The following is a 4,716-nucleotide window of genomic DNA, read 5'->3' on the forward strand; positions in this document are numbered from 1 at the left end:
ACGGACGCGACCCTCGCGGAAGTCCGGGCCGGGGAAGATCAGGTCGGAGGGGTGCAGGGCGTCGGGCGGGAGGGGGGTGCCGAGGCGGCGGACCTCGTTCAGGAGGGCCGTCAGGGTCCGGCGGAAGGCCTGCTCGTCGGCGGATTCGAGTTCCGCCAGGAGGTCGTCGTCCAGTTTGTTCAGTTCTGGGAGGTGGGTCTCCGAGAGTTCCAGCTGCCCCTCACCCATGATCCGTACGATCATGACGACCTCCTTGGCGTGACCCCTACTGCTTGTCGAAGCGGGGGGTGTCCTGTGACTGCTGTTGGGGCTGGGACTGGTTCGCGCCGCCTTCGATGGCCTGCTGGGAGGCGGACGGCCCCCCGGCCAGCTCGGCCTTCATGCGCTGGAGTTCCAGCTCTACATCAGTACCACCGGAGAGGCGGTCCAGCTCGGTCTGGATGTCGTCCTTGGCGAGGCCGGTGGGGTCGTCGAGGGCACCCGAGGCGAGCAGCTCGTCGAGCGCGCCCGCGCGGGCCTGGAGCTGCGCGGTCTTGTCCTCGGCGCGCTGGATCGCGAGGCCGACGTCCCCCATCTCCTCGGAGATGCCGGAGAACGCCTCGCCGATGCGGGTCTGGGCCTGGGCCGCCGTGTACGTCGCCTTGATGGTCTCCTTCTTCGTACGGAAGGCGTCCACCTTGGCCTGGAGGCGCTGGGCCGCGAGGGTGAGCTTCTCCTCCTCGCCCTGGAGCGTGGAGTGCTGGGTCTCCAGGTCGGTGACCTGCTGCTGGAGCGCGGCGCGGCGGGACAGCGCCTCGCGGGCGAGGTCCTCGCGGCCGAGGGCGAGCGCCTTGCGGCCCTGGTCCTCCAGCTTGGACGACTGGGACTGCAACTGGTTGAGCTGGAGTTCGAGGCGCTTGCGGGAGGTGGCGACGTCGGCCACGCCCCGGCGGACCTTCTGGAGCAGCTCCAGCTGCTTCTGATACGAGTAATCGAGGGTTTCGCGCGGGTCCTCGGCCCGGTCAAGGGCTTTGTTCGCCTTCGCGCGGAAGATCATCCCCATACGCTTCATGACACCGCTCATGGGCTTCGCGCGCCCCCTTCTGACAGACTCCAGCTCACGATCTGCGACAGAACCCACAGTACGGGCCCTGCCTCCATTGACGCACTGTTCCGGGACGGATGCGCTCCTCCCCAAGGACGACTGTGCCCGCCCCCGATCCGGCGTAAGGAGTAGGTGAACCCCTTGCTTACAAGACGACCGGCGTTGCCGGATCGTTCCCCGCCCGACTGGGGTCCATGCGCCCGGAACGCTTACCCTTGGGTTTTGTGTTCCGTAGCCGTGCCACCAAGGACGAGAAGGCCGCCGTCGCCGACGAGGCGCCGACGACCGACTCCAAGCTGACCCGAGACCCGCAGGCCCCCAAGGGCCGGCCCACGCCGAAGCGCAGTGAGGCCCGCTCCCAGCGGCGCAGCGTCTCCAACACGCCGATGACGCGGAAGGAGGCGGCCAAGCGCCAGCGCGAAGAGCGGCGGCGCGCGCTGGACAAGCAGCGCGAGGCTCTCGCCGGTGGCGACGAGCGCTACCTGCCCGCCCGCGACCAGGGCAAGGTCCGCAAGTTCACCCGCGACTTCATCGACTCCCGGCTGAACGTCGCGGAGACGTTCCTGCCGATGGCCGTCGTCATCCTCGCGATGAGCATCGTCCGCGTCGCCGAGCTCCAGACGCTGTCGCTGCTGCTGTGGCTGGTCCTGATCGTGCTGATCGTGCTCGACTCGTTCGTCATCACCTTCCGGCTGCGCAAGCAGCTCACGGCCCGCTTCCCGGAGGAGCGCCACAAGGGCGCCGTCCCGTACGCCCTCATGCGCTCCCTCCAGGTACGCCGGCTCCGCCTGCCGAAGCCGCAGGTCAAGCGGGGTGCGAAGCTCTGAGTGCCACGCCGTCGTTCTCCGGGGACGCGGCCGAGGCCTGGCTCGATCGGCTGGGCGGGCTGCGGGACGTCGTACGACAGGAACTGGTGGCACGCCAGCTCGACGAACAGATAGCGGGGCGGTACTCCGTCGGGCGGCGGCTGCGGGTCCTCGACGTCGGGATGGGGCAGGGTACGCAGGCCCTGCGGCTCGCCCGGCTCGGTCACGAGGTGACCGGGCTCGAACAGAATCCGCTGATGCTGGCCACCGCGCGCGAGGCGCTGGCCCGTGAGCCCGAGGGCATCCGTGAGCGGGTGCGGATCATAGAGGGCGACGGGCGGGAGACGGGTGTCCACTTCCTGCCGGGCAGCTTCGACATCGTGCTCTGTCATGGGGTGCTGATGTACGTTCCCGATCCCGACGCGCTCCTCGCCGGGCTCGGGCGGATGCTGGCGCCCGGCGGCATGGTGTCGCTCCTCGTCCGCAACGGCGACGCCCTCGCCATGCGGCCCGGGCTCTCCGGGGACTGGGTCACCGCGCAGGCCGCGTTCGACTCCGTCGACTACACGAACCGGCTCGGGCTCGACGTGCGGGCGGACCGGCTGGCCACGCTGACCGACGCGCTCGCCGGGATCGGGGCGCCGCTCCAGGCCTGGTACGGGGTCCGGGTGTTCACCGACGCGGCTCCCGACGACGCGGTCGTGCCCGAGGATCTGGGGCCGTTGCTCGCCGCCGAGGAGCGGGCCGGGCGTACGGATCCCTATCGGGGGGTCGCCGCGCTCGTCCACCTGTGCGGCGTGCGGGGCTGACAGCCGTTCGGGGCACCGCCCGGTGAGGGGTTCCCACCGGGCGGTGCGGTTCCCCTGGCTCAGGACCCTGCCGGGTGCAGGCTCATCGGGCCGTAGATCTCCGTGGTGTCCTCGAAGAGGCGGACCTGGTCGGCGCCGCCGTCCGCGAGGGCCTGCCACTGCTCGCCGATCCAGGACTCGGCGTCCCCCTGTGTGGTGAACTCCTCCGGTTCCACGGCGGGTTGGACCTCCGTCCCGTCGGCCTTCTCGAACCGCCACGTCCATGCCGCCATGTACGCCTCCTGGTGTGACCGGGGTCTGATCTTGGTCCGGTGGCCCAGCGTATGCGGTTCGGGGTGCGGGTCGTAGGGGGCTTCGGGGTTGCGATGTCCTCAGGACGTCGGTGGTTACCCCGCGAGTCCTTCGCTCATGTCGCGCGTCCGCTTTCCCTTCGGGTGAAAATCGATCCGTGGAATTGACTCTGCTCGGTACCGGTGCCCCTGCGGGACTTCCCCGTCCCGACTGTGCTTGCGCGGTGTGTGCCGTGTCCCTCGGGGAGGAGGTCCGGGCGGCCACGTCCGTGTCGGTCGACGGGGCCCTGCTGCTCGACCTCACTCCCGGTGCCGCCTTCGCCGCCGCCCGTGCGGGGCAGTCGCTCGGCGGGGTGCGGCAGGTGCTGCTGTCCCATCCCCACGACGGGCCCGCCGTCGAGGTGCCGCTCGGCCTCCCCCGGCCCGGACGGGTGCCCGACGGGCGGGAGTTGGCCCTGCTGACCGGGCATCGGGTGCGGGCCGTCGCCATGGACGCGGGGGGTACGGGGTACGCCGTCACCGGAGCCGACGGGCAGCGGATGCTGTACCTGCCGCCCGGCGGGGCGCCCGCGGGGCTGGAGGAGGGCGGGGAGCAGCGGTACGACATGGTGCTGCTGGACGTCGTGGGGCGGCCGGACGCGCTGGCCCGGCTGCGGGCGGTGGGTGCGGTCGGTGCCACGACCGATGTGATCGCCGTCCACCTGGACCACGACGTTCCGCCGGGGCGCGAGCTGCGGCGCCGGCTCGCCGCGGTCGGGGCGCGGGCCGTGCCGGACGGTACGACCCTCACCGTCGGCGTCTACGAGGACGTACCCGACGTGCCCCGCCGCACCCTCGTTCTCGGCGGCGCGCGCTCGGGCAAGTCCGTCGAGGCGGAACGGCGGCTGGAGGCGTTCCCCGACGTCCTGTACGTCGCGACGGGCGGCACCCGGGGCGGCGACACGGAGTGGGCCTCCCGGGTCGCCCTCCACCGCGAACGCCGGCCCGGTTCCTGGCGTACCGCCGAGACCTGCGATCTGGTGCCGCTGCTCGTCGAGGAGGGCCCGCCCCTGCTCATCGACTGTCTGTCCCTGTGGCTCACCGACACGATGGACTCCGTCGGGGCGTGGGACGACGCGGTGTGGGCGGACGGGGGTGAGAAGGCACTCCGCGAGCGGGTAGGCGAGCTGTTGGAGTCCCTGCGGGCAACCCGGCGAACAGTGGTCCTCGTATCCAACGAGGTGGGTTCCGGCATCGTCCCCTCCACGGCTTCCGGCCGCAGATACCGGGACGAGCTCGGCAGGCTGAACGCGGGGGTGGCCGGACAGTGCGAACAGGTCGTGCTGGTGGTGTCGGGCCAGGCGATGGTCCTGCGGGGCTGAGGGGGTGGGGCGGCTGCGGGTGGTCTGTGGCTGGTCGCGCCCACGCGGCGGAGCCGCATATCGACACAGCCCCGCGCCCCTGAAAAGACGGGGGTCGCCGTCCGCTGCGAGTGCGGCGAGGACTGGTCGCGCCCACGCGGCAGGGCCGCACATAGACACAGCCCCCGCGCCCCTAAAAGACGGGGGGCGCCGTCCACTGCGAGCGCGGCGAGAATTGCTCGCGCCCACGCGGCGGAGCCGCATATCGACACAGCCCCGCGCCCCTAAAAACACCGACGGTGACCGCCCATCGATTCAGCCCCGCGCCTCTAAAAATCGGCGGTCACCGTCGGTCTTTTAGGGGCGCGGGGAACTGCGCGATCAGCC

General features: G+C 71.3%; 6 protein-coding genes. 3 read left to right on the plus strand and 3 right to left on the minus strand.

The window, feature by feature from the left end; translation table 11 throughout:
• Positions 1-243, minus strand: a 243-nt coding sequence (gene pspAA, locus AOK24_RS34085) for a PspA-associated protein PspAA (protein ID WP_055723872.1), incomplete at its 3' end; no start/stop codon positions are given.
• Between the two features lie 22 nt (positions 244-265).
• Positions 266-1,063 (minus strand): PspA/IM30 family protein, encoded by a 798-nt coding sequence (locus AOK24_RS34090; RefSeq protein WP_079057138.1) that lies wholly within the window; start codon positions 1,061-1,063, stop codon positions 266-268.
• Between the two features lie 215 nt (positions 1,064-1,278).
• Between AOK24_RS34090 and AOK24_RS34095 the strand changes: the two genes are divergently transcribed.
• Positions 1,279-1,911 (plus strand): DUF3043 domain-containing protein, encoded by a 633-nt coding sequence (locus AOK24_RS34095; protein WP_079057139.1) that lies wholly within the window; start codon positions 1,279-1,281, stop codon positions 1,909-1,911.
• An 86-nt stretch (positions 1,912-1,997) separates the two neighbouring features.
• Positions 1,998-2,699: a class I SAM-dependent methyltransferase gene (locus tag AOK24_RS34100; protein WP_055723875.1), complete on the plus strand. Its 702-nt coding sequence runs from the start codon at positions 1,998-2,000 to the stop codon at positions 2,697-2,699.
• A 59-nt stretch (positions 2,700-2,758) separates the two neighbouring features.
• Here the strand turns inward: AOK24_RS34100 and AOK24_RS34105 are convergent, their stop codons facing one another.
• On the minus strand, positions 2,759-2,971 hold the full coding sequence (locus AOK24_RS34105) for a hypothetical protein (RefSeq protein ID WP_055723876.1): 213 nt from the start codon (positions 2,969-2,971) through the stop codon (positions 2,759-2,761).
• Between the two features lie 176 nt (positions 2,972-3,147).
• Between AOK24_RS34105 and AOK24_RS34110 the strand changes: the two genes are divergently transcribed.
• A complete protein-coding gene (locus tag AOK24_RS34110; RefSeq protein ID WP_055723877.1) occupies positions 3,148-4,350 on the plus strand; it encodes a bifunctional adenosylcobinamide kinase/adenosylcobinamide-phosphate guanylyltransferase in 1,203 nt (400 codons plus the stop codon).
• Positions 4,351-4,716 lie beyond the last annotated feature (366 nt).

It is taken from the genome of Streptomyces niveiscabiei (genome assembly GCF_001419795.1).
GTDB classification, from domain to species: Bacteria; Actinomycetota; Actinomycetes; order Streptomycetales; family Streptomycetaceae; genus Streptomyces; species Streptomyces niveiscabiei.